The 22,214-nt window shown below is 72.0% G+C and carries 20 protein-coding genes; 12 read left to right on the plus strand and 8 right to left on the minus strand.

The window, feature by feature from the left end; genetic code table 11:
* Positions 1-130: 130 nt before the first annotated feature.
* Positions 131-1,723: a Na+/H+ antiporter gene (locus MTF69_RS02410; RefSeq protein ID WP_243330196.1), complete on the plus strand. Its 1,593-nt coding sequence runs from the start codon at positions 131-133 to the stop codon at positions 1,721-1,723.
* A gap of 277 nt (positions 1,724-2,000) precedes the next feature.
* Positions 2,001-2,270 (plus strand): hypothetical protein, encoded by a 270-nt coding sequence (locus MTF69_RS42735; protein WP_279345234.1) that lies wholly within the window; start codon positions 2,001-2,003, stop codon positions 2,268-2,270.
* 13 nt (positions 2,271-2,283) lie between these two features.
* Here the strand turns inward: MTF69_RS42735 and MTF69_RS02420 are convergent, their stop codons facing one another.
* Both MTF69_RS02420 and MTF69_RS02425 read right to left on the minus strand, forming a co-directional pair.
* Positions 2,284-3,300 carry an SDR family NAD(P)-dependent oxidoreductase gene (locus tag MTF69_RS02420; protein WP_243330453.1) on the minus strand — a complete coding sequence of 339 codons (1,017 nt, stop codon included), beginning with the start codon at positions 3,298-3,300 and terminating at the stop codon, positions 2,284-2,286.
* Positions 3,301-3,329: 29 nt separating this feature from the next.
* Positions 3,330-4,544, minus strand: a complete 1,215-nt coding sequence (locus MTF69_RS02425; protein ID WP_243330197.1) for a glycosyltransferase — start codon at positions 4,542-4,544, stop codon at positions 3,330-3,332.
* Positions 4,545-4,616: 72 nt separating this feature from the next.
* Here MTF69_RS02425 and MTF69_RS02430 point away from each other — a divergent pair, with 72 nt between their 5' ends.
* Together MTF69_RS02430 and MTF69_RS02435 are read left to right on the plus strand one after the other, a co-directional pair.
* Positions 4,617-5,300, plus strand: coding sequence for a response regulator transcription factor (locus MTF69_RS02430; RefSeq protein WP_243330199.1), 684 nt, complete (start codon positions 4,617-4,619; stop codon positions 5,298-5,300).
* Positions 5,297-6,718: a cell wall metabolism sensor histidine kinase WalK gene (locus tag MTF69_RS02435; RefSeq protein WP_243330201.1), complete on the plus strand. Its 1,422-nt coding sequence runs from the start codon at positions 5,297-5,299 to the stop codon at positions 6,716-6,718. Before MTF69_RS02430 ends, MTF69_RS02435 begins: the two co-directional genes overlap by 4 nt.
* Positions 6,719-6,870: 152 nt before the next feature.
* Here the strand turns inward: MTF69_RS02435 and MTF69_RS02440 are convergent, their stop codons facing one another.
* Together MTF69_RS02440 and MTF69_RS02445 are read right to left on the minus strand one after the other, a co-directional pair.
* Positions 6,871-7,707, minus strand: a complete 837-nt coding sequence (locus MTF69_RS02440) for a PIG-L family deacetylase (protein WP_243330203.1) — start codon at positions 7,705-7,707, stop codon at positions 6,871-6,873.
* Positions 7,708-7,954: 247 nt separating this feature from the next.
* Positions 7,955-8,947, minus strand: coding sequence for a ScbA/BarX family gamma-butyrolactone biosynthesis protein (locus MTF69_RS02445; RefSeq protein WP_243330204.1), 993 nt, complete (start codon positions 8,945-8,947; stop codon positions 7,955-7,957).
* Positions 8,948-9,331: 384 nt separating this feature from the next.
* Between MTF69_RS02445 and MTF69_RS02450 the strand changes: the two genes are divergently transcribed.
* From MTF69_RS02450 to MTF69_RS02465, 4 genes are all read left to right on the plus strand, one after another.
* Positions 9,332-10,027 (plus strand): HAD family phosphatase, encoded by a 696-nt coding sequence (locus MTF69_RS02450; protein WP_243330206.1) that lies wholly within the window; start codon positions 9,332-9,334, stop codon positions 10,025-10,027.
* Positions 10,028-10,117: 90 nt separating this feature from the next.
* Positions 10,118-10,885: a glucose 1-dehydrogenase gene (locus MTF69_RS02455; protein ID WP_243330207.1), complete on the plus strand. Its 768-nt coding sequence runs from the start codon at positions 10,118-10,120 to the stop codon at positions 10,883-10,885.
* A 146-nt stretch (positions 10,886-11,031) separates the two neighbouring features.
* A complete protein-coding gene (locus MTF69_RS02460; RefSeq protein WP_243330210.1) occupies positions 11,032-11,793 on the plus strand; it encodes a ScbR family autoregulator-binding transcription factor in 762 nt (253 codons plus the stop codon).
* 232 nt (positions 11,794-12,025) lie between these two features.
* Complete coding sequence (locus MTF69_RS02465; protein WP_243330212.1) at positions 12,026-12,808, plus strand: AfsR/SARP family transcriptional regulator; 783 nt, start codon at positions 12,026-12,028, stop codon at positions 12,806-12,808.
* A gap of 87 nt (positions 12,809-12,895) precedes the next feature.
* Here the strand turns inward: MTF69_RS02465 and MTF69_RS02470 are convergent, their stop codons facing one another.
* Complete coding sequence (locus tag MTF69_RS02470; protein ID WP_243330213.1) at positions 12,896-13,237, minus strand: helix-turn-helix transcriptional regulator; 342 nt, start codon at positions 13,235-13,237, stop codon at positions 12,896-12,898.
* 201 nt (positions 13,238-13,438) lie between these two features.
* Between MTF69_RS02470 and MTF69_RS02475 the strand changes: the two genes are divergently transcribed.
* Together MTF69_RS02475 and MTF69_RS02480 are read left to right on the plus strand one after the other, a co-directional pair.
* Positions 13,439-14,935, plus strand: coding sequence for an MFS transporter (locus tag MTF69_RS02475; protein ID WP_243330215.1), 1,497 nt, complete (start codon positions 13,439-13,441; stop codon positions 14,933-14,935).
* Between the two features lie 111 nt (positions 14,936-15,046).
* Positions 15,047-16,549 (plus strand): FAD-dependent monooxygenase, encoded by a 1,503-nt coding sequence (locus MTF69_RS02480; RefSeq protein WP_243330217.1) that lies wholly within the window; start codon positions 15,047-15,049, stop codon positions 16,547-16,549.
* 88 nt (positions 16,550-16,637) lie between these two features.
* Here the strand turns inward: MTF69_RS02480 and MTF69_RS02485 are convergent, their stop codons facing one another.
* The 3 genes from MTF69_RS02485 to MTF69_RS02495 all read right to left on the minus strand — a co-directional run bounded on the left by MTF69_RS02485 (position 16,638) and on the right by MTF69_RS02495 (position 19,931).
* Positions 16,638-18,347, minus strand: coding sequence for an FAD-binding oxidoreductase (locus MTF69_RS02485; RefSeq protein ID WP_243330219.1), 1,710 nt, complete (start codon positions 18,345-18,347; stop codon positions 16,638-16,640).
* A gap of 54 nt (positions 18,348-18,401) precedes the next feature.
* On the minus strand, positions 18,402-19,355 hold the full coding sequence (locus MTF69_RS02490; protein WP_243330221.1) for an amidohydrolase family protein: 954 nt from the start codon (positions 19,353-19,355) through the stop codon (positions 18,402-18,404).
* Positions 19,356-19,439: 84 nt separating this feature from the next.
* Positions 19,440-19,931 (minus strand): cupin domain-containing protein, encoded by a 492-nt coding sequence (locus MTF69_RS02495; protein WP_243330224.1) that lies wholly within the window; start codon positions 19,929-19,931, stop codon positions 19,440-19,442.
* 253 nt (positions 19,932-20,184) lie between these two features.
* Between MTF69_RS02495 and MTF69_RS02500 the strand changes: the two genes are divergently transcribed.
* Complete coding sequence (locus tag MTF69_RS02500; protein ID WP_243330226.1) at positions 20,185-21,357, plus strand: 3-deoxy-7-phosphoheptulonate synthase; 1,173 nt, start codon at positions 20,185-20,187, stop codon at positions 21,355-21,357.
* A 14-nt stretch (positions 21,358-21,371) separates the two neighbouring features.
* The gene (locus MTF69_RS02505; RefSeq protein WP_243330227.1) at positions 21,372-22,175 is read left to right on the plus strand and encodes a 2,3-dihydro-2,3-dihydroxybenzoate dehydrogenase; all 804 of its coding nucleotides are present in this window, start codon (positions 21,372-21,374) and stop codon (positions 22,173-22,175) included.
* Positions 22,176-22,214: the final 39 nt, after the last annotated feature.

Below are 22,214 nucleotides of genomic sequence, written 5' to 3' on the forward strand. Positions count from 1 at the left end.
GCCGGCGGGGCTGAAAGCGGCGGAGCCCCAGGACGCGGCGCCGCGCGGGCTCGACGGGCCGCTCGTCGGCGGAGCCCGACACGCAACCCGGTCCGCGTCGCCCAGCGCAGCGGACTGGCAGGGTGTGGGAGTGGATCAGCTCCTGCTGCTGTTCGTGTTGTTGCTCGGGGCCGTGGTGACGGTGCCGCTCGGGGACCGGTTGGGGCTGCCCGCGCCCGTATTGATGACGCTCGGCGGAGTGGTGCTCGCCCTGGTGCCCGTGGTGCCCAATGTCGACATCCCGCCCGAGTACATCCTGCCGCTGGTGCTGCCCCCGCTGCTGTACGCCTCCGTGCAGCGGACCTCCTGGCGGCAGTTCGCCGCCAACGTGCGGCCCATCCTGCTGCTGGCCGTCGCGCTCGTCTTCGTGACCACCGCGGCCGTCGCCTTCACCGCGCACGCCCTGGTGCCGGGGCTCTCGATCGCCGCGGCCGTCGCGCTCGGCGCGCTCGTCGCCCCGCCCGACCCCGTGGCCGCCACCGCCGTGGCCGGATCGCTCGGGCTGCCCCGGCGCATGGTGTCGATCCTGGAGGGCGAGGGGCTCTTCAACGACGTCACCGCCATCGTGCTCTACCACGTGGCCGTCGCCGCCGCCGTCAGCGGCACCTTCTCGTGGCCCGGGGCGCTCGGCGAGTTCGTGCTGTCGGCCGTCGTGGCCGTCGCGGTGGGGCTCGGGCTCGGCTGGGCCGCCAACCGGCTCATGGGACGGCTCGGCGATGCCACGCTCCAGATCGGGCTGACGCTGCTCGTGCCGTTCGTGGCGTACGTGCTGGCGGAGGAGTTCCAGGGCTCCGGCGTGCTGGCCGTGCTGACCACGGCGCTGTTCCTCGCCGAGTACGCGACCGACGCCGACGACGTGCTGGGCCGGCTCGCCGGGCACACGTTCTGGGAGGTCGTCGACATGCTGGTCACCGGTGTCGCCTTCGGGCTGATCGGGCTGGAGCTGCACAACGTGTTCGGGGCCGCCAGCGGCCGGGCCTGGGAGATGGCCGGGTGGGCGGCGGCCGTGGTCGCGGTGGTGGTCGGCGTACGGCTGGTGTGGCTGCTGCCGGCCGGCTGGCTCGCGAAACGGCTCCACTCGCGGCGCGACTACGAGGAGGAGATCCCGCTGAGCTGGCGGGAGTCCGTGGTCATGTGGTGGGCGGGGATGCGGGGCGTGGCGTCTGTGGCGCTGGCGCTCGCCCTTCCCTTCGAGACGGACGCGGGGGATCCCTTCCCGGCCCGTCAGGAGATCGTCTTCATCGCCTTCGCCGTGATCATGACCACCCTGGTGGTCCAGGGACTGACCCTGCCGTGGCTGGTCCGCCGGCTCGGCGTGGAGGCCGACCCGGACGCGGAGGCGGAGATCGCCCGCGCGCTGGCGATCCGCGCCGCCAAGGCCGCGAAGCGGCGGCTGAAGGAGATCGAGGAGGTGGAGGACCTGCCCGAGGACCTGGTGGAGATCCTCTACCGCAGGGCGTACGACGTGGGCGCCAGGATCAGCCCCGACATGGTCGACGAGGAGCGGCGCGAGGCGTACGTGAAGCGGGTGGAGCGGATCCGCGACGTGCAGCGCATCCAGCGGGAGATGATGTCCGCCGCCCGGCACGAGGTGCTGGCCGCGCGCAGCGAACCGGGCGCCGATCCGGAGATCGTCGACCGGGTGCTGCGGCACCTGGACGTGCGCAGTCTGCGCAGTCCGTAGGGTCCGGCTCCGGCAGCGGGCGCGGGCCATCCGGGCGGGGTGCGGGGCCCGCACGGCATGGCGCCCGGGGGCCGCTGAGCGCCCGGGCGGATGCTGATGGCTCCCCCTCGCAGGAGAGTCCCGTGAGTGATCCCAGCCCCCGAGTGACCCCGAGAGAGAGCTACCTGCGCGGCCTGGTCGCGTACGCGCTGGTCGTCGGCCTGTGCGTGGCGATCGCGCTCGCCCCCCTGCTCCAGCGCCGGGCCTGGCTGTTCCCGATGCCGGGCACCCGACGCGAGTGCGGGCTGCTGGGCAGGGCCCCCATAGGCCGGCCCTGCAGACGGAGGCCGCGCTCGGGAACCTCGCGGGCCGTGACGCGGCGGCGCTGGCCTTCGCGCGGGAGACCCATGCCCGTACCGCGGTCGCCGAGTGCCTGGCGGCCACGACGACCCTGTGGCTGCCGCTGTACGGGGTGGGGGTGGCGGTGCTGGTGGGTACGGCCGTCTGGTTCCGCGACCGGGCCCGGGCCAGGGACCGGGACCGGGCCGGCCTTCCGGATCAGGCCTGACCCGGGGAGCGGCCTACACCTGGTAGCGGTCCGGGGCGAAGAGGTGGACGTGGCCGGCTATCCACTCCGAGGTTCGGGTCAGACCCTCCTGGAGGGAGACTTCGGGCTTCCAGCCGGCCCAGTCGCGGGCCCGGGTGTTGTCCGACAGCAGGCGCTGGACCTCGCTGCCCGAGGGACGCAGCCGGGCGGGGTCGACGACCACCTCCGCGTCCCGGCCCGACGCCGTGATCAGTGCCCGGGCCAGGTCGCCGATGGAGATCTCCTCTCCGGTGCCGAGGTTGATCACCTCGCCCAGGGCCCGGTCGCACTCCGCGACCGCGAGGAAGCCCGCCGCGGTGTCGGTCACGTAAGTGAAGTCCCGGGTCGGGGTCAGGGATCCCAGCCGGACCTCCCGGGATCCCGAGTGGAGCTGGGCGAGGATGGTGGGGATGACCGCCCGGGCCGACTGGCGCGGGCCGTAGGTGTTGAACGGCCGGACCACCGTCACCGGCAGCTCGAACGCGTGGTGGAAGGAGAGCGCCGTCATGTCGGCGCCGATCTTCGAAGCGGAGTACGGGGACTGCGGCTGGAGCGGGTGGCTCTCGGAGATCGGGACCGTCAGGGCCGTCCCGTAGACCTCGCTGGTGGAGGTGTGGACGAGGCGGCGCACGCCGTGGCGGCGGCAGGCCTCGGCCATGTTCTCGGTACCGGTGACGTTGGTCTGGACGTACGCGCCGGGCGAGGCGTAGCTGTACGGGATCCCGATCAGGGCCGCCAGGTGGAAGACCGTGTCGCAGCCGGCCACCGCGTCGCTGACCCGGCCCGCGTCGCGGACGTCGCCGGCCCACATCTCCACCGGGCCGCCCGGGTCGGCCAGGTACCGGGCCAGGTGGCCCTTCTCCGCGTACGGCTTGTAGTGCACGAAGGCGCGCACCTTCGCGCCCCGGGCGACCAGCAGGTCGACGAGCGTGGAGCCGATGAAGCCCTCGGCGCCCGTGACGAGGACCGTACGGCCGCTCCAGTCGGCGGGAGTGCGCGCCGGGGTGGGCATCGGCGCGGGCGTGGGGGCGTGCGGCGTGGTCATACGAGCTCCAGGGGAGTGCGAGTGGGGGAGGAGGAGAAGGAGGGGAAGCCGGCGACCCGCAGGACCTGCGAGGCCAGCAGTTCGGCGGCCCGTGCGTGCGGGCCGGGGTCGGCGGCGCCGGCCATCGCCGCCAGCCGCACCGGGTCGGCCAGCAGCGGGGCGAGCAGCTCCGCGAGGCGGCCGGCCGTCGCCTCGGCGTCCGCCAGCAGCAGGCCGGCGCCCGCGTCGGACAGCACCCGGGCGTTGTGCGTCTGGTGGTCGCCGGGGGCGTAGGGGTAGGGGACCAGCACCGCGGGGACCCCGGTCGCCGCGAGCTCCGCCACCGTCGCCGAGCCCGCCCGGCACACCACGAGGTCGGCTGCCGCGTAGACCAGGTCCATCCGGTCCAGGTACGGCACGGCCCGCGCGATCCGCCGCCCGCCCGAGGCGGACAGAGCGTCCACCGTGTCCGCGAGCGCCGCCGGCCCCGTCTTGATCAGCAGCGTGACGTCCCCACGGGCCTGCCAGGCGGCCGCCAGCCCGGCCGCGGCCGACGTCAGGCGTACGGCGCCCAGGCTGCCGCCGTTGAACACCACCAGCCGCCGCCCGTCCGGCACCCCGAGCTCCCGCCGGGCCCCGGCGCGCAAGGCCGCCCGCTCGGGGCGGGACAGTCCGGCGAGGCCCGACAGCGCTGCCGAGATGGGCATTCCGGTGGTCAGCGCCCGCGCCCCGCCCGCCAGGTGCTCCCGGCTGCGGTCGAAGGCCACCGCCATGTGCGGGGTGAGGCGGGCCGCGAACTGGTTGGCCCGGCCCGGTACCGCGTTGGACTCGTGGATGACGGCCGGCAGCCCGGCCAGCCGGGCCCCGAGCACGGCGGGCGCGCTCGGATAGCCGCCCATGCCGACGGCCACCTGCGCGCCCTGCGCCCGGATCACGGCCCGCGCCTGCCCGGCCGAGCGGAGCAGCGCCGCCGGAAGGAGGTAGCGCTTGGCGCCCAGCGCCGGGTCGAAGGGGATCATGTCCACGGTGTGCAGGCGGTAGCCGGCGGCCGGGATCAGCTCGGTCTCCAGGCCGCGTTCGGTGCCGATGAAGGAGACCACGGCGTCCGGGACGGCGGCGCGCAGCGCCTCCGCCAGGGCGAGCCCGGGATAGATGTGGCCGCCGGTGCCGCCCGCGCCGATCACGACGGAGAGCGGCCAGCGTGAGGAGGAGGGAGGGGGTGAGGAGGTCATGGACGCAGACTTCCGGTGCGCCCTAAGAACGTTCTAAGAGGTTCTCCCGGAGCATTTGGGAGGCTTTGCCGCATGCAGCGGATTCTGGTGGTGGACGACGAGCCCGAGGTGCGGGCCGCCGTCGAGGACGGCCTCGCCGTCGAGGGGTACGAGGTGCGCGGCGCGGCCGACGGGCTGGCGGCACTGTCCGAGGTGGCGCTCTGGCAGCCGGACGCCGTGGTCCTCGACGTGATGATGCCGGTGCTGGACGGGCTCGCCGTGTGCCGGCAGCTGCGCGCGGTGGGCGACCGTACGCCCGTCCTCGTCCTCACGGCCCTGGACGCGGTGAGCGACCGCGTCGACGGGCTGGAGGCGGGCGCCGACGACTACCTGGTCAAACCGTTCGCGCTCGACGAGCTCGTGGCCCGGGTACGTGCCCTGCTGCGGCGGGCCGCCCCCGAACCGGCCGGGGGCGCGCCCGTGCTCGCGTACGGGGACCTCGTCCTCGACCCCGCCACCCGCACCGGGCGGCGCGGCGAGCGGCCGCTGGAGTTCAGCCGCACCGAGTCGGCGCTGCTCGAACTGCTCCTGCGCCACCCCGGGCAGGTGCTGCCGCGCGAGCTGGTCCTGGAACTGGTGTGGGGCCGGGACTTCGGGCCGGACTCCAACTCCCTGGCCGTCTACGTCGGCTACCTGCGCCGCAAGCTGGAGGCCGGCGGCGAGCCCCGGCTCGTGCACACCGTGCACGGGGTCGGCTACCGGCTGGACGCCGCGTGAGCGGGCGGGGGCGGGCGCGCGGAATCGGAGCGCGGTGGCGCCGCAGGCGGCCGCTGCGGACCCGGCTGGCGCTGGCCGTCACGGCGGCGGTGGCCTTCGTCGCGCTCGGCGTGTGCGCGGCGGCCTTCCTCGTCGTGCGCGGGGCGCTGTACCAACAGCTCGACCTCAGCCTGACCCAGTCCGCCCGCCTCGCCGCCCAGCGCAACCCGGACTCCGGACCCGGGACGCTGGCCGGGGAGTGCCGCTTCCGGGCGGCGCCCGCCTGCGCCGAGGTGGTGCCGGCGGATCCGGGGCGCGACCCCCGGGCGCCGTACCTGCTGCCGGTCACCCCGGCCGCCCGGGCCGTGGCGGCGGGCACGCGGGCCCCGTACTACACCGCCATCGTGCACGCGGGGCATCCGGCGCGGATGCTCACCACCGACTACGGCAAGGGGCGGGCGCTCCAGGTGGCGCTGCGGGCGGACACCGTGGAGGACGGCATCGAGCAGGCCGCGTGGTGGCTGGCGCTGACGGCTGCCGCGGGGGTGCTCCTGGCCGCGCTGCTCGGCTACTGGGTCGCGCGGACGGGTCTGGCACCGGTCACCCGGCTCACCGCCACCGCCGAGCGGATCGCCGCCACCCGGGACCCGAGGCACCGGATCGAACTGCCGCCTCCGGGGCGCGGCCGCGAGGACGAGGTCACGCGGCTGGCCGGGAGCTTCAACACCATGCTGGGGGAGCTGGAACAGTCCGTCACCGCGCAGCGCCGGCTCGTCGCGGACGCCTCGCACGAGCTGCGGACCCCGCTGACGGCGCTGCGGACGAACGCGGAGCTGCTGGCGCGGGGGGACCGGCTGACGGCGGAGCAGCGGGACCGGGCCTCGCTGGCGCTCGGGCGGCAGCTGCGGGAGGTGACCGGGCTGGTCAACGACCTGATCGAGCTGGCCCGCGACGAGGAGCCGCAGCTGCTGGTGGAACAGGTGCGGCTGGCTCCGCTGGTGGAGTACTGCGTGGGGGCCGCGCGGGCGCACTGGCCCGGAGTGGCCTTTCGGGTGCGGGCGCCGTCGCCGTCCCGGGGGGAGGGGGAGGCGGTGGTGGCGGGGGTGCCGGCCCGGCTCAGCCGGCTGCTGGGGAACCTGCTGGACAACGCCGCGAAGTTCAGCCCGGCGGGGGCCGAGGTGGAGGTGGCGCTGGCCGTTCGGGGGGACGGCTCCGCGCAGGTGACCGTACGGGATCACGGGCCGGGGATCTCGGAGGCGGACCTGCCGTACGTCTTCGACCGGTTCTACCGGGCGGGGGCGGCGCGGGCGCTGCCCGGGTCGGGGCTCGGGCTGGCGATGGCCCGGCAGATCGCGCGGGCGCACGAGGCGGAGGTGGTGGCCGAGGCCGCCCCGGGAGGGGGCGCGCTGTTCCGGCTGACGTTCGCGGCCCCGGCCTGAGCTGATGTTCGGTGCCCCGGCCTGAGCTGACGGTCGCGGCCCCGGCCTGATCGGCATGGCATGCCCCGGGCCGTCCCTTTCGGATCTTGCCTGGCAGACGAGATCCGAAAGGGACGGCCCGGGTGTGGTGACCCGCGGGGTTGCCGGGAGGATCAGCGCAGTCCGGCGAAGAGGTCGTTCTCCGGTAGGGCCGCGCCGGTGGCGTCCTGGACGCGTACGAAGGTCTCCGTGCCCATCAGCTCGCCGAACCTCTCCTTGCCCATCTTGAGGAAGAAGATGTTCTCGCCCTGACTGGCGTGTGCGGCCAGCGCGTCGAACTTCTGACCGCTGAAGGCGAGGGTGTCCACCCACGTGCTGATCTCATCGTCGGGGAGGCCTATCTCGGCCAGCGCGGCGGCCTCGGCGGGATCCGGCTCCGGCATGTCGTCCCCTTGGAACTCGCGCATGATCTCGCCGAACCGCTGCATCCCCGAGCGGGGCATCGTCGTCCAGTACACCTTCGGCGTCAGCGCGGTCATCTCCAGCGCCGCCATCGTGATCCGGTGGGCCTGGATGTGGTCGGGGTGGCCGTAGAAGCCGTTCTCGTCATAGGTGACGACCACGTCGGGCCGGTAGTGCCGCATGAGTTCCGCGAGCCGGGCGGCGCCCTCTTCCACGGGGGTCTGCCAGAAGGATCCGGGGGCGTCGTTGCTCGGCCAGCCCATCATCCCGGAGTCGGCGTAGTCCAGCGTCTCCAGGTGGCCGACCTCCAGGACGTCGCAGCTCGCTTCGAGTTCTTTGCGGCGCATGGAGGCGACGGCCGCGGGATCGTGCCCGGGACCGCCCGGCTTGACGCCCTCCGGTCCGTCACCGCAACGGCCGTCGGTACACGTCACGAGCACCGTGCGGATGCCTTCCGCCGCGTACCGGGCGAGGACCCCGCCGGTTCCGGTGGCTTCGTCGTCGGGGTGGGCGTGCACTGCCATGAGCGTCAAGGGCCGGTCGGCCATGGAACAGTCCTCCTGCGGACATCCGTCTCGGTCCGAGTCCGCGGCGGACGTGCCGCGATCCCGGGGACCGGATCCCGGTGGGGCGGACGACCTCGTGGTCTCCGTGTTCCCCGCCCGTACGGCGCCGGTCCCTCGGTCGGTACAACCGTGGCGGCCGTACCGGGTGTTCCCGGTACGGCCGCCCGGCCTTGCCCGCGCCGCGTTTCACCGCGAACGAGGCGGGTCGGCGCGAGCCGTGGATCCGGGCTCAGAACCGCGGCGGAACGGACCCGACCGGCTCGGTGACGACGACGGCTTCGAAGACCTGTTCGCCGTCCTGGTGGCCCGTGACCCGGACCGACCGGGCCGCGGCGCCGCCCAGTTCCGCCGAGGCGGGTTCCGCGCGGATCCACAGCGGGCTGCCGAACTCGGCGTAGCGATGGTAGGTGCTCATGACGGAGACCGGAATGACGCCGGCTTCGGCGTCGATGGTCACGGCCTGGCGGGCGGCCTCCAGGAGGACCATGCCGGGCACGTGGTCGCCGACGTGGTCGAAGAGCACGGGGTGGCGGATGTCGTAGCGCAGTTCCCACACCCCCGGGCCGGAGGCCGCGGAGAGGACGACGTCGAAGGGGGAGAGCCGGCCCACTTCGGCGGGCGCGACCGGGGCGGACCCGAGCACCGAGTCCGGCTGCGCGGCCAGCTGCTTGGCGCGCAGCCGCTGGTACACGGCGGGGGAGGTGACGGTGTACCCGACGCGCCCGGTGGCCACGACGCGGTCCTCCTGACGGATCACCACCTCGTAGGTGAGCGCCGTGAGCCGGCTGCCCCGGCGGCGTATCTCGGGGCAGGTGACGGTGAGGTCGAGGTCCGCAGGGGCCCCGCCCATGACGAGTTGCTCGGGGACGGTGGAGTACTCCAGCGACCAGAGCAGGAACTGGTGCCCGACCGGTACGTCGAAGGCCTCGTGAGCCAGGTACGCACCGACCTGCCGGATGGTCTCGGCGATCAGCATCGGGTCGTAGTGGGTGCCCGCCACGGGTGCGAAGAAGCTGTGCCCGCGGGGCCACTGGGCCTTGATGTGGAAGCGGTCCTCGGTGATGCGGCACATGCCGGTCAGGAAGACCTCGGCGACTGCCGCCCGGTGGACGAGTGCCCTCGGAACCGTGGCGGCCAGCCTGTTGTCCGTCTGGGCTTGACACGCGCAGTGCTCGGCCGGAGGAGACGTGGTGAAGTCCGTCGGTTCCAGGGTCGTGATCATGAAGTCCCTCATCGTGGACGAGTGCAGCAAACCTCTACGGGGTTCAGAGTACGTACTTCCGAGTTTGGTTAGTGGTTCGATCTTGGCCGAGGGGCGCCCTCACGTCCGCACTGAGTGACAAAAGGCACATGCCAAGTTGCCGTCAGGGTGCATGAGTTGCCACAAATGCCCACTCAGGCGCCATTTTGTGGTGCGAGTTGAGGCGTGTGACCGTGATCATCCGGCCTGGCGAGAAACAGCCGACGTCCGGTATCTTTCCCGGTGCAGAGCAACGCGGATACTGCTGGGTATTTTTCGGGGGGCTATCGAGTACGCCCGCGTCGCGGGCTGATTCGGAGTCCAGAAAACGTCTGCGCCGGCCCTCCCCCGCGTGATCGGAGCGCCATGCGCCCCCTGCAGCACCTGCGGCTCGCCGCCCTGAACATCGACGGCGTCCTGCTCAACGACACCTTCAGCCCGGTCATTCACGGGTTCATCACCCGCCGGGGCGGAACCTACGACGGTGAGGTGGAGCGCTCGATCTTCTCCCAGCCCCGGGCGCTCGCGGCCCCGGCCCTGGCCCGGGCCGCAGGGCTCGACTGGACGCCGGAGCGCGTGCTGGAGGCGTACTTCGAGGAGCGGGCCGCCTATCTGGCCGAGCACCCGCTGCAGGTGATGGAGGGGGTCGAGGAACTCCTGCTCCGGCTCCGGGGCCTCGGGCTGCAGACCGTCTGTTACGGCGGCCTCGACAAGGAGCACTTCGACCACTACCTGGGGCACCTCGCGCACCTCTTCGACGGCCCCGGCTACATCAGCACGGACACGTTCCGCCCGGGCATCCACGAGATCACCGTCGACTGGTTCGGCCTCGACCACTCCCAGGCGCTGTTCGTGGACGACGTGGCACGTGTCGCCGCGGTGGCCCTCGACCTGGGTGTGCCGTTCATCGGGCACCCCAGTACCTTCGAACACGGATTCCAAGGGCGTCAGATGCGCGAAGCCGGCGTGCGGAACCTGGTCGGCTCGCTCGGCGAAATCGACGAGGAACTCCTGCGCACCGTGGACGCGGAGGCCGGTGCGGGCATCGGCAGCGCGGTCTGAACCCGCCGCGGTGCCCGCCGCCGTGCCCGCCGGCGCGGAGCGGCACGCCGAGTGCGAGGACTGGAACGAGTGGAAACGAAGGGAGCGGCAATGCAGGGGCACGGTCTACTGGAGGGCAAGGTCGCGCTGATCACCGGGGCGAGCAGCGGCATCGGAGCCGCGGCCGCCCGGGTGTTCGCGCGGGAGGGTGCGCGGGTGGTGCTCGCCGCCCGGCGTGAGCAGCGGATCAAGGAGCTCTCCGAGGAGCTGCGGGCGCAGGGCGCGCAGGCGGCGTACGTCGTGACGGACGTGACCCGGCGCGGTGACGCGGAGGCTGCCGTCGCCCGCGCGGTCGAGGAGTTCGGCCGGCTGGACTGCGCCTTCAACAACGCCGGCTGGGGCGTGGGGCGAACCCCGCTGCACGAGATGGACGACCAGCTGTACGACGAGATCATGGAAGTCAACGTGCGCGGGGTGTGGAACTGCCTGCGCCCGGAGATCGCCGCGATGCTGGAGACCGGCGGCGGGTCGATCGTCAACAACAGCAGCGTCGGCGGGCTGCTCGCCACCCCGGTGGCGGCCCCGTACGTCGCGGCCAAACACGCGGTCATCGGCCTGACCAAAGCGGCCGCGGCCGAGTACGGGGCCCAGGGCATCCGGGTGAACTCGGTGGCGCCCGGCACCACCCGCACGGAGGTGGTCGAGCAGTGGTTCGCGGCCGTGCCCGGCATCGAGGCGCAGCTGCACGCGGGGACGCCGCAGCCGCGTACCGCGGAGCCCGCGGAGATCGCCGAGGCCGCCGCCTGGCTGTGCAGTGCGAGGTCCTCATTCGTCACCGGCGTGACCATGCCGGTGGACGGCGGGTTCTCCATGGTGTGAAACTGCCCTAAGCAAGAACGTACCCCAGGGCATGTAAAGCGCCGGTGTACGAGGGATGGCGGGGGAGACAAAGACTTCATCCGCTGCTTGCCCCGGAAAGGTGGGCGCAGCGGCATGACGGATGGGGGCGGGAGAGGTCGCATCACATGAGGACAGAACGACCACAGGTCAAACAGGACCGTGCGGTACGCACCCGCCGGGCGATCCTGGAGGCGGCCGCCGTGGTGTTCGAAGAGCGGGGCTATGAATCGGCCAAGCTCTCGGACATCGTCAACATCGCCAAGGTGACCAAAGGCGCGCTCTACTTCCACTTCGACTCGAAGGAGCACCTCGCCCAGGCGGTGATCGACGCCCAGGTGGCCTCGGCCCCGCGCGCGATGCCCCAGCCGTTCAAGGTGCAGGAGTTCGTGGACACCGGGATGATCTTCTCGCACCGGCTGCGGCACGACGTCCTGATGCGGGCGAGCGCGCGGCTCACGCTGGACCAGACCGGCCTGAGCCTGGACCGGGCCTCGCCCTACGAGGCGTGGATAGAGCTCCACCTCGCTCTGATGACGGAGGCCAAGGCCCGCGGCGAGCTGTTGACGACCGTGGACCCGATCGTGCCGGCACGGCTGATCGTGGGGTCCTACGCGGGGCTCAACATGATGTCCCACATGCTCGGAATGGACATGGACGAGCAGGTTTCTGCCCTCTACACCCATGTCATGCCGAACCTGGTGGTGCCGTCCCTGGCGATCCGGCTGGACACGGCCCCGGGCCGCGGGGCGAGGGCGCTGTACGGACCGCAGGGGACGCACCCGTGCGATTACGGCTGCGCCTCGGGCGTGCGCCGGCCGGTGGCAGCCGTCGAGGGTGAGCCGTGGACCTCGGTGGCCGGCGTGCAGGAGGAAAGCCGCGCGGGTTGAGCGCGCCGCTGACGGCGGCGTGCCGTAGACGGCGGTGACGGATGTGCGGATGCCCGGACGGGGCCCGGAAAAGGGGCCTCTCGTCCGGGCGTCCGCATGTCCGCGTCCGCGCCTTCGGGGGCCTCGCTCCACCCCTCCGTGTCCCGGCCACATGTGGGTTGCGAAAAATCCTTCCGGGTATTATTTTTCCTGACGTCCAGTGTCGCTGTGTCTTGCCTCCAGGGAGGGAACCGTGGACATTGACGTGCTCGGAGGACTGCGTGTCACCGAGAACGGGGTCCCCATCGCGGCGCCCACACCGGAGGCCCGCCACGTACTGGCCGTCCTCGCAGCCCATGCCGATCAGGTCGTACCCGTGTCAGTACTGGCCGACGAGCTGACCAGCTGCACTCCGCCCGAGCACACCCGGGCCGTCGCCCACGCCGCGGTCCGCATGCTGCGCGAGCAGTTCGCGGGGGCCCTGCAGTCCGGTCCGGGTGCGGTACGGACTCCCGACACGGTGCTGTCGGCGGTGCCCGGCGGGTATCTTCTCGACACCGGTGGGGGCCGGTGCGACTTCCGCGACTTCGAGCGCGAGGCGGGCGCCGGTTACCGGGCCATCTCCTGCGGGGACTTCGAGAAGGCGGCCCGCCGGCTGCGCGGCGCCCTGGACCTGTGGTCCGGCACGGCCTTCGCCGGGATCGACGCGGGCGCCTGGCTCGGCGAGCGCATCGCGGCCCTGGAGGAGACCCGGTACGCCGTGCTCGGCCAGTGGGTGGAAGCCGGGCTGGCGCTCGGCCGTCACTGCGAGCTGGACGCCGAGCTCTCGGCCCTGCTCGTCCGGCACAGCGGCCACGGGCACCTCGACGCGCAGCGCTTCGCGGCCCTGCGCCGCTCCGGGCGGCGCGTCGGACCGCAGCGCGGTCACTCGCTCGCGGCGGAGCGGCGCCCGAACGGCGGACCCGCGACGGTGGTCTGGGCCGCGGGCCGCACCGCCCTGCTGAGCGCCGCCGCCCCGGCCCCCCGGGCGGCCTGACCGGGGCATCCGGAACATCCGGCTGCGGGCCGGCGATGTCTCCGCGCGTCCGGTCCGCGACGGCGCGGACCGGACGCGCGGTGGTGATCAGCCCGTGGGGCGGGCGCTGCCCGCGCGGGGGAGCGCTTCGACCGAGATCGCACCGAGGACCGCGTCGAGCAGTCCGGGGAAGCGCGCGTCGAGATCCTCGCGCCGCAGGGACAGGAGCAGCTCTCTGCCGGACGGGCGCTGCCAGATGATGCCGCCCTCGCGCAGCACCCGCCAATGGTGGGTGAGCGTCGATTTGGAGACGCCTTCGAGCAGGCTGCCGCACGGGTACTCGCCGCCGGCCGCCAGGGCGCGGACCACGGTGAGTCGCATGGGGTTGCCCAGCGCGGTGAACACGTTCTCCAGCTTGATCTGGTCCCTGGTCGGGTGGTTGACAGTCATGCCGTCAAAAGTAGCTCGTATGTCCAAGGATGGTCGAACAGTTGCTGGTCAGTACTTGTTCGCGAACTTTCCGGGACCGTCCCCGACCTGACACAGCCGCCGGGTGCGGTTGACAGGCACCTCAGAACCGTACGACTATCCGTGAACAGTAATTGTACGTACTCAGTCGTACTGTTGAGCCCGGAAAGGTCGTCACTCCCCATGTCTGCCACCCGTTCCGCCTCCCCGTCAGGCACGGGGACTCCCCGCCTCGGCTGGATTCTTGCCCTCCTGGCCTTCGCCCAGCTGATCATTTCGCTGGACTTCAACATCGTCTACGTGGCCCTGCCGGAGATCGGCGAGGAGCTGGGCTTCACCGACCAGTCGCTCCAGTGGGTCGTCAGCGCCTACGCGGTGGTCTTTGGGGGTTTCCTCCTGCTCGGCGGGCGGGCGGCCGACCTGCTCGGCAAGCGCAACATGTTCGCCCTCGCCCTCGGCCTGTACGCCGTGTCGTCGCTGGTCGGCGGCTTCGCGGGCAACCCGGAGACGATGATCGCGGTCCGCGCCGTGCAGGGTCTGGGCGGCGCGCTGCTCTTCCCGGCCACGCTGTCACTGATCAACACCCTGTTTGCCGAGGGCAAGGAGCGCAACAGGGCGCTCGCGATCTGGGGCGGCGCCGGCGCCTCCGGTCTCACCCTCGGCTCGCTCCTCGGCGGCGTCCTCACCGGCGCCTTCGGCTGGGCCTCGGTCTTCTTCGTCAACGTCCCGCTGGCCGGCATCGTGCTGATCGCGGCCCTCGCCGTCATGCCGCGCGACACGAAGGCCACCGAACGCCGCAGCTTCGACCTGCCGGGCGCCATCACCGCCACGCTCGGTGTGACCCTGCTGGTCTACGTGCTGGTCCAGGGCCCGGAAAGCGGCTGGGCCTCCACCGAGATCATCATCAGCGCCGTCGTCGCCGTCGCCCTGCTCGCCCTGTTCGCCTTCATCGAGGCGAAGAGCAAGGACCCGCTGATGCCGCTGCGCCTCTTCGGCAACCGCAGCCTCGCGGTCGGCATGGCCGTCACCTTCATCTTCATGGGCACCTTCAGCGCCCTGCCGTACTTCCTGACCGTCCTCTTCCAGAGCGTGCACGGCTTCAGCGCCCTGGAGACCGGTCTGGCCTTCCTGGTCCCCTCGCTCTCCATCGCCGCGGGCACCCAGGTCGGTGAGCGCATGGCCACCCGCACCGCGACCCGGACGACCCTCGTCACCGGCCTCGTCGTCGGCGCGATCGGCACCGCCGTCCTCGCCTTCACGATCTCCGCCGACGCCGGCTACGCGAGCGTCGTTCCCGGCCTCGTCATCGCGGGCGTCGGCCAGGGCATCACCTGGACCGGCATGTGGATCGCCGCCGCCTCCGGCGTGGCCCCGCACGAGCAGGGCATCGCCTCCGGCATGGCCTCCACCACCCAGCAGATCGGCGGCGCGGTCGGCCTCGCCATCCTCATCGCCATCGCCAACGCCAACATCGACGGCCTCGCCGGCGACGCGCTCAAGACCAGCATGGCGGACGGCACCCAGACCGCCGTCTACATCGCCGCCGCGGGCATCCTGCTCGGCGCGCTCATCTCGCTCGCCCTCCCCGGCAAGCCCGCGGCCACCACCCGGCCCCCCGTCCAGGGGGCCCCGGACCAGCGGGGCGAAGAGCACACCGTGAGTTCCCCCGCCACGGTGTGATCTCGTCACCACCGCTGGACGGAGGGGAAGCGGCGCACGATCTGCCCGCTTCCCCTCCGTCATGTCACCCCCTGCACAGCACAGCGCCACCCAGCAACCTGGAGGTCCCCCATGTCCCTGGACACCGACGTCGCCGTGGTCGGCGGCGGCCCGGTCGGCATGCTGCTCGCCGCCGAGCTCGCCCTGTACGGCGTACGCGCCACGGTCCTGGAACATCTGCCCGAGCCCACCGGGGAGTCCAAGGCCGGCACCTTGCACGCGCGCACCGCGCAGACACTGCACCGGCGCGGCCTGCTGGGCGCCGTACAGCCCGGAGCGCACAAGGCCCTGGGGCATTCCCGCGGACCGGTGCCGTTCCACTTCGGCGGGATGTTCGAGCTCGACCTGTCGGCGGTCGTCCACGAGGGACCCGCCATGGTCGGCAGCCCGCAGGCCTACGCGGAGCAGGTCTTCGCCCGGCGCGCGACCACGCTCGGCACCCGCATCGAGCGCGACAGCGAGGTGGTCGGACTCGAGCAGCACGAGGACCACGTCACGCTGACCGTCCGGAACGAGGCCGGGACCGAGCGGACGCTGACGGCCGGCTGGGTCGTCGGCTGCGACGGCGCGCGCAGCTCCGTGCGCAAGCTCGGCGGCATCGACTTCGTGGGCACCCCGGCCACCGTGGGCGCGCTGATGGGCGAGGTCGAGCTGCTCGACCCGTACCGCGCGCCGTCCGGCTGGCAGCGGGGCGCCCGCGGCTGGACGCTGATCTGGCTCAACCCGTACGGCCGCAGCCGGGTCTCCACCTACGACTTCCGCAGCCCGCACGCGGACCGGAGCGCGCCCGTCACCCTCGACGAGATGCGGGACGAGGTCGAGCGCATCGCCGGGTACCCCGTGCCCATGGCCAACCCCCGCTGGCTGACCCGCTTCAGCGACGCGGCCCTCCAGGCCGAGCGCTACCGCAACGGACGGGTCCTGCTCGCCGGCGACGCCGCGCACGTCCACTTCCCGGCCGGCGGCCAGGGCTTGAACCTGGGACTCCAGGACGCGGTCAACCTGGGCTGGAAGCTCGCCGCGCAGGTGCAGGGCTGGGCCCCCGAGGCGCTGCTCGACACCTACCACGCGGAGCGCCACCCGGTGGCGGCCCAGGTGCTCCACAACGTCCGCGCGCAGGTGGCGCTGATGAACCCCGATCCGCGCACCGACGCGCTGCGCGAGCTCTTCACCGAGCTGATGCACATGCCCCAGGTCAACGAGTACCTCAGTGGAATGATCAGCGGCACCGCGGTGCGGTACGACATCGGCGACCCGGCCGACCCCATGGCGGGGCTGCTCGCCCCCGATCTCCCGCTCAAGACCGGCGACGCCGAGACGGGCCTGGCCGAGCTGCTGCACGGCGGGCGTCCGCTGCTGCTCGACCTCGGCGGGCAGGGCGACCTGCTCGACGCGGCCCGGCCCTGGGCCGACCGCGTCACCACGCTCTCCGCGGTGACCGACGTCCGGACGCCCGGCGCGCTCCTGGTCCGTCCCGACGGCTACACGGCATGGAGCGCGGCCGGTGTCCCGGACGACGTGCGGACCCTGACGGCGGCGCTGCGCGCCTGGTTCGGCTCGCCGCTCCGGCGATGAGCCTCAGGAGCCGGCGGTGAACCGGAGAACGCGAAGGGCCCGCCCGGCACGCGATGTGCCGGGCGGGCCCGCCGTCGTGCCCCTCGTCCTACGGGAGCCGGATGGACTGCCCGTGGCTGAAGCGGTCCGCCGGGTCGTACGTGGCCTTGATCTGCTGCAGGCGCGGGTAGTTGGACCCGTAGTACAGCGTGTACCAGGGCACTCCCGACGTGTTGTGGGCCGGATCGTTCAGGTCGATGTCGCAGTAGTTGATGTAGCAGCCGTCGGTGACGTCGTCCAGCACGGGGACACCGCCGGTCGTCGCGTAGGTCTCCTCGTACAGATCGCGCAGCCAGGAGATGTTGACCGCGTCGTCGGACGCGGACGGCCAGTAGCTCTGGAAGAGCAGCTTGAAGACCGAGTCCCGGTGCACGGTGGCCGTGGCGCCGGGGCTGACGGCGTTCACGTTGCCGCCGTAGGAGCTGAGCAGCACCATCGCGCCGGGATTGTCCAGGTCGGTGCGGTTGAGGTGCTTCCAGAAGGCGCCGATCTGCGCGTCGGTCACGTTCTTCTTGTGGAAGGCCGACTTGTAGTCGCCGCGCAGCGTCGGGTCCACCAGGGTGCTGTTGGTGGTGCCCAGGTAACGGGTGGCCTGCAGCCAGCCCATGCGCTGCGGGGTGAAGTACTCCGGCATCGGGCCGTGCTCGCCCATGGCCTTGGTGACCGGGCCGTGCGGGATGTCGACGCCTTCGGTGACCGCCGCGAGGAAGTCCTCCAGGAGCTGCCGCGCGTTCGGTACGGTCGCGTCCATCTGGGTGAGCAGGCCTATCTCACCATTGGACTTGTGGTTCAGCTTCAGGAAGCTCATCAGGCTTCCGTACTTCCCGCCGGGCGCCCCGTTGGCGACGTGCCAGGCGCCGAAGTTGCGGGTGAGGCGGGTGAAGGCCGCCTCGGTGACCTGGTCCCACTTCCAGGAGACGGCGCTGATGAAGACCTCGGCCGGCGGCTTGATGAGCGACTGCTCCGGCGCCGTGCCCGTGGCCTTCGGCGACCGGAACCAGTAGCGGGTGATGACGCCGTAGTTGCCGCCGCCCGCTCCCGTGTGCGCCCACCACAGGTCACGGTGGGGGTCGGTCGCCTCGCGGGTCGCGAGGACGGTGCGGGCGGTGCCCGCCGCGTCCACGGTCACGACCTCGACCGCGTACAGGTGGTCGACGATCAGGCCGTGCTCGCGGGCGAGCATGCCCCAGCCGCCACCGCTGACGTGGCCGCCGGCGCCCACGGAGTAGCACATGCCGCCGGGGACGGTCACGTCCCAGACCTTGAACAGCCGCTCGTAGACGTCCAGCAGGGTGGCGCCCGCCTCCACGGCGAAGGCCTTGTACGCGGGGTCCCAGTAGACGGAGGTCATCTCGGACATGTCGAGGACGATCTGCGTGTCCGCGTTGAAGACGAAGTCCTCGTAACAGTGGCCGCCACTGCGCACGGTGAGCTTCTTCTTGGCCCTCGCGGCCTCCTGGACGACCGCGAGGACCTGAGCGGTGGAGTCCACCACGCGCACGCTCTCGGGACGGCCGGTCCAGCGCTGGTTCATGCCGTGCACGAGGTCCTGGTAGCGCGGGTCGGTCGCGGTGACCTTCGCCGCGGGGAACTCCGCGGCCGGTCCGGCGGCCGGTCCGGCGGCGGGACCCGTCGCGGATTCGGCGGCCCGCGCGGTGAGGGCTCCGCCCGCGGTGATCGCCGCGCTCGCGCCGACGACCGCCGCCGCGTTGCCCAGCAGCCGCCTGCGGCTCCACTTGCCGTTCGATACGTCTGTCATTGCTGTTGGCGAACCTTTCGTGGAGTGTGGGTGGTCCCGCTGCGCCCTGAGGCGTCAGGAGGCCTTGTCGATCCGCTCGGACAGGCGGGGCAGGAGGCCCAGCGCGTTGGTCCGGCCGATGGCCGCGCGCTCCTCGCCGGACCACCCCGGGAAGGCGTGGAAGCCCTCGGTGTTCTCCGTGGTGTGAGCGGCGGGCATGAAGGGGAAGTCGCTGCCGAACAGGATGTTCCCGGTGCCCGCGAGCTTGGTGAGCGCCGGAAGGGCGTACTCGGTGGCGGACATCGCGATGTCGTAGTGCAGGCGTCCGAGCGAACCGATGAGGTCCTCGGGCGCGCGGTCCTTGAGGTAGGCGCCGATGGTCGGTCCGTACGTCATCCGCTGGGCCAGGAACGGCAGGGTGCCGCCCGCGTGGGACAGGATCAGCCGCAGCCCGGGCAGCCGGTCGAGGGTCCGGCTGAACAGCAGGCTGGCGACCGTGCGGGTGGTCTCGAAGGTGAACTCGTAGAGCGACGGCGGCAGATCGAAGGTGGCGAGGTCCTTCGACGGCGGGGTCATCGGGTGCACGTGGACCGGCAGGCCGCGCTCGGCCAGCTCGGCGAGGAGCGGCTCGAACCCGGGGTCGCCGAGGTAGCGGCCCTCGTAGCTGGTGAGCAGTCCGACACCGTCGAGTCCCAGCTCGTCGACGGCGTAGGCCAGTTCCTGCCGCGCCGCGGCCACGTCGGGCAGCGGCAGGACCGCGAAGGCGCCGAAGCGGCCGGGGTGCCGGCGGATCAGCTCGGCGAAGTACTCGTTGACCTGACGGGCGAGCTTGCGGCTCGCGTCGCCTTCCAGGAAGGTCACGCCCGGCGCGGTGATGGACAGCACGGCCGCGTCGATGCCGTGCCGGTCCATGACCTCGAGGCTCTCCTCGGGCGTCCAGGTCGGGTAGTCCACACCGGGGATGGCCGTCTTCCCGCCGAGCGCCTCGGCGTAGACGGGCGGAATCGCGTGGTGGTGAACGTCAATCAATCCGTTTGATCCGGGCATGAGTGGCTCCAGCGTCAAGAGTTCGTGAAGAGGATGCCGCCTTCGGCGAAGGCGTTCACATGAAATTTACGAGAGGTATTCGTCGCCGTACTCCGCGGCCACTCTGAGTGCCCGCTCCACGTCCAGCTCGTATTGGCCGGCCGGTGGCATCGGTGCATTGTCGTCCGCCGATATACCGGCGCCGAGAAAGAATCCGTCCTTGCCCCCGGGCATGAACATAATGAGAAGTTTCGAGGGCTCGTCACTGACGTTCTTGAACGAATGCACACTGCCGCGCGGCACGTGGATGAATGAGCCGGACTTCAGTTTCAGCTGCTCGGTTCCGTCGAACATGTCCACCTTTCCCTCGAGGACGTAGAACGCCTCCTCCTCGTGGTGGTGGATGTGTGGCGGCGGGCCACCACCCGGTGGGACCAGGGCTTCCATCATGAAGAAGTGTTTTCCGGTGTTGTGCTCGCCCGATTTGATCGTGTACTTGTCGCCGAATGCCCAACGGCTCGGACCCTCGCCCGGGGGTACGTGCACGATCTTGCGCGACCACTGTTCCTCGAAACTCAAGGTGCCGCTCCGTCCTCTGTTTTTGTCGGGACACTCCGTCCTGTCCAGGAATGCCCAGCAGAGTGTCCGACGGGTGGCAGACCGGGACAACCGCGAACGCGACAGTAAGTCATGTCCGAACGGATGTCCTTCGCCAACTGACATAGTCCCGCGATCGTCTTTGAACCTCTCCGACGCTTTCGGACAGAGTCGGCGGCGGCCGCTTTCCTGAACCAGATCGGGGGCGGCATCACTTCACCCCAGGAGGTACCAGGTGAACGGTGTCCACGAATTCCTCCGCTCTTTGCCCGCCGCGCAGCAGCCGGACTGGGCAGGACACGCAGAGCTCGGGCGGGTGCGGGAGGAACTGGCTTCCCTGCCCCCGCTCGTCGACGCCGACGACGTCGACGGACTGCGCGCCCTGCTCGCCGAGGCCGCGGAGGGCCGCGTCCAGATCATCCAGTCCGGCGACTGCGCCGAGGACTGGGCGGACTCGTCCGCGGACAGCGTGGCCCGCAAGGCCGGCCTGCTGGAAGTGCTGGCGGGCACGATGAAGATGATCTCGCACAAGCCGGTGATCCGGGTGGGCCGGATAGCGGGCCAGTACGGCAAGCCGCGCTCCAAGGCCACCGAGACCGTCGGCGGCGTCGAACTCCCCGTCTACCGGGGCCACATGGTCAACGCCCCCGAACCCGATCCGGAACTGCGCAAGCCCGACCCCACCCGCATGCTGACGGGTTACGAAGCGGCGCGCGGCGTCATCGAAGGCCTCGGCTGGCACCGGGACGAGCGCAGCCCGCGCCCCGACACCACCGTGTGGACCAGCCACGAGGCGCTGCTGCTCGACTACGAACTGCCCATGATGCGGACGCAGGCCGACGGCCGGGTCCTGCTCGCCTCGGCCCACTGGCCGTGGATCGGCGAGCGCACCCGCCAGGCCGAAGGCGCGCACGTCGCGCTGCTGGCCTCGGTGTCGAACCCGGTGGCCTGCAAGGTCGGCCCCGGCATGACCACCGACGACCTGCTCGCCCTCTGCCTCAAGCTCGACCCGGACAAGACGCCCGGCCGCCTGACCCTGATCGCGCGCATGGGCGCCGACACGGTCGGCGAGAAGCTCCCCCCGCTGGTCGCGGCGGTCCGCGAGGCAGGCCACCCGGTCATCTGGCTGACCGACCCGATGCACGGCAACACCGTCAGCGGCCCCGAGGGCCTCAAGACGCGCCTCGTGAAGACCGTGGTGCGCGAGGTCCGGGAGTTCCACCGCGCCGTCACCGAGGCGGGCGGTGTCGCCGGCGGCATCCACCTGGAGACCACGCCCGAGGCGGTCACCGAGTGCGTGGCCGACCAGGACCGGCTGCACGAGGTCGGCAACAAGTACACGAGCTTCTGCGACCCGCGCCTCAACCCGCGACAGGCCGTCGCGGTGGCCGCTGCCTGGCTCGGCTGAAGGGGACGGGAACAGTGACGTACGGAGAGACAACGACGGACGGCGGGATCGCCCTGGTCACCGGTGCGGCCGGCGGCATCGGCGAGGAGGTCGTCCGCACCCTGGCGGAGCGCGGCCTGAGCGTCGCGGCCGTGGACCGGCACGCCGGGACGCTCGGCGACACCGTCGCCAAGCTGCGTGCCGAGGGACTTCACGTCGAGGGGTTCACCTGCGACGTGACCGTCTCGGCTCAGGTGGACAGCCTGGTCGACACCGTCGAGCGGGTCCTTGGGCCGGTGGAGTACCTGGTCAACTCCGCCGGCGTGCTGCGCGTGGGCCAGGCGGTGTCCCTGTCCGACGACGACTGGGCGGCCACCTTCGCGGTCAATGCCACCGGCGTTTTCTTCGTCTCGCGCGCCGTGGTCGGCCGGATGGTGGCGCGCCGGTCGGGAGCGGTGGTCACCGTCGCCTCGAACGCCGCCGGCACCCCCCGGACCGGGATGGCCGCCTACGCGGCGTCCAAGGCGGCGACGGCCATGTTCACCAAGTGCCTGGGCCTGGAAGTGGCCAGGTACGGAATCCGGTGCAACGTCGTGGCCCCCGGATCCACCGCCACCCCGATGCTCACCTCCCTCTGGACGGACGGCGGCGCGGACGGCAGCGGAGAGCGGGGCTCGATCGACGGCATCGCGGACGAGTTCCGGGTGGGCATCCCCCTCGGCAAGCTGGCCCGCCCCCGCGATGTGGCCCAGGCGGTGGCGTTCCTGCTCTCCGACCAGGCCTCGCACATCACCCTGCACGACCTCACCGTCGACGGCGGCGCCGCACTCGGCGTCTGAACCGCCGCCGAGCCCACCCGAACCCACCCGAGCCCACAC

Origin of the sequence: Streptomyces sp. AP-93 (genome assembly GCF_022808175.1) — a bacterium.
Taxonomy (GTDB): Bacteria; Actinomycetota; Actinomycetes; order Streptomycetales; family Streptomycetaceae; genus Streptomyces.